This window comes from Neisseria sicca VK64, assembly GCF_000260655.1.
GTDB lineage: Bacteria > Pseudomonadota > Gammaproteobacteria > Burkholderiales > Neisseriaceae > Neisseria > Neisseria sicca_B.
The window spans coordinates 1-2,254 of sequence record NZ_AJMT01000011.1; the positions used below are offsets into that span (position 1 = coordinate 1).

A 2,254-nucleotide genomic window follows, 5' to 3' on the forward strand; every position below is an offset into this window, starting at 1 on the left:
CTTCAAAAAAGACGGCACGAAAGAAACTTGGTCCTACAGCTACGACGCCTTGGGCAGAAGGATAGGCAAAGGTCGTCTGAAAACCAGTCAGGAGGTTTCAGAAACGTCATTCCCGCATGATTTAAGCGGGAACGACCTCGAAAACCAAACACGCTTCGTTTGGGACGGCAGCCATTTACTGCAAGAAATCCACCCGGACGGCAGGTATACCTATATCTACACCGATCCGGGCAGCTACGAACCGCTGGCGCAAGTCCGCGATTGGACAACCGAAGACAGAGAAAGCCGACAACAAACCCGCTACTTCCACTGCGACCAAATCGGCATCCCAAGAGAAATGACCGATAAGGACGGCAACCTCTTATGGTTCGGCAACTATACCGGCTGGGGTCGTCTGAAAGAGGAAACCAAGGTAACGGATAGTGCATACCAACCCTTCCGGTTACAGAACCAATATGCCGACCGTGAAACGGGGCTGCATTACAACTTCTTTAGGTATTACGAGCCGAATTCGGGCAGGTTTGTGAATCAGGATCCGATTGGGTTGGAAGGAGGTGTGAATTTTTATCAGTTTGGTTTTAATGTAACTCTTTGGGTTGATACTTTAGGTCTAACAGGTACACCAATTCCAAATAAAATTTTAGGTGATTCTCGAGAAACCAAAGCTCTGAGAATTTTAAAAGATAAAATTAAAGGTACTAATGCTAAAATTGAAAGAGAAAGATATTTAAGAGATTGTAAGACAGGAAAATCTGTTAGAGATAAATTTGGTTCTAGACGAAGAGTTAATTTTGTCATAATTGAAAATAATTTTGGAAAATGTTATGAGGTAACTGGTCCAGAGACTGATAAAACTAAACAAATGGCAAAAGAGAAAGAAATTAGAAAAAAAGGAGGAATTTGTATTAAACCAAAAGGTTCAAAAGAATTAATTGAAGTATCAATGTCTCAAATTATGCGTATTATTTAGAAGGTTATATTATGAGTAATGAAATTTTTAATTTCAAAGAAGCTTTTGAGTACAATGCGATAGCTCCTAAGGAATTATCCGAGTACTTGGATAAAGATTTATATGTTGAAGCCGGAGATAGAATCACAAGAAAATATAAAGAAATTTATTATTTTTATGATAAACACAATCTTTCAAAAGTAAGGTTGTGTGATGATTTAGGGGAAATTATACATGACCCCGTGTATGAGAATGATTTAACTGAAAAAGGTATTATATTTTCTGAAATAGCTTATCATTGGATTGACAAAATAAAAGGGGCTAATAAAAATCCACCAGATATTAAATATTTGGAAAAAAAATTAAAAGAAATTGGATAAGTTAAAGATAAGCCCACATAACGAGCGTACCTGAACGGAACGTTTATTTCTTGAGTATAGTGGTGTAGCGCAGCCATGCACGGTTTTTTTTAAATTTCCATTAAAGACCGTCTGAAAAATACCCCGTTCCCTTTCAGCAAGCAGCAGCCCCCCATGAAACCTCCAATCCTGACGTAGGGTGTGTGCGATACGCACGCACGCGGTTTCTATTTTTCAGACGACCTCAACCCTTTTTCGAGGTCGTCTGAAACATTTATTCTGTAACAATCTAAGTCCAAATCGCCTACGAATACGGCCAAGACGGTCTGCCGACCCGACGCACCAATGCACTGGGCCATACCTTCGGCTACCATTACGACAAAGCCCGCCGCTTAGTCGGCCTCACCAATGAAAACGGTGCGCGCTACCGCTTTGCCTACGACGTCCTCGACCGCCTGATTGCCGAAAGCGGTTTCGACCATAAGCTCACCGGCTACCGCTACAACGCCGGCAACGAACTGGTCGAGCAGCGCGAATTCGGTGACGACGCCTCCCTCGCCGCCAAACTGATGGCGCAACTGGGCGGACAGCCCCTCCCCAAAAAAGACGCATCCCCGCTTTCAGATGACCTCGACAACCAAACCCCGCTGCGGATTACCGAGTTCAAACGCGATATATTGGGACGCTTAATCCACACCCTCGCCCGCGATAACGACCAAGTTCAGGAAACCGCTTACCAATACGACCCGAACGGCAACCTCGTCCGCGCCGCCAACCGCCACAGCATCACCTGCTTCGACTACAACGAAAACGGCCAACTCATCGCCCAACACCAATGGAAGGTGCCGAGCAAAGAAGAGAACGCCCGAAACGGATTGCCCGAAACCGACTGGCGCGATGCGCAGTACGACATGCTGTACCTGCCCGTCACCGAAACCGTCCGCTA

The 2,254-nt window shown here is 44.7% G+C and carries 2 protein-coding genes and 1 pseudogene; all 3 read left to right on the top strand.

All coding sequences use genetic code 11. The features are described 5' to 3' along the window. Positions 1 to 970 (top strand): RHS repeat domain-containing protein (locus HMPREF1051_RS15425; RefSeq protein ID WP_003763128.1); only part of this gene is annotated, 970 nt, incomplete at its 5' end. An 11-nt stretch (positions 971 to 981) separates the two neighbouring features. After that, complete coding sequence (locus tag HMPREF1051_RS01135) at positions 982 to 1,329, top strand: hypothetical protein (protein WP_036491022.1); 348 nt, start codon at positions 982 to 984, stop codon at positions 1,327 to 1,329. Between the two features lie 434 nt (positions 1,330 to 1,763). Further along, positions 1,764 to 2,254, top strand: a pseudogene (locus HMPREF1051_RS14995) (RHS repeat protein); the annotation flags it as partial.

What these genes read in the sequence shown, in the direction of transcription:
- HMPREF1051_RS01135 (WP_036491022.1), top strand. Translation starts at nt 982, where the DNA reads ATGAGTAATGAAATTTTTAATTTCAAAGAAGCTTTTGAGTACAATGCG.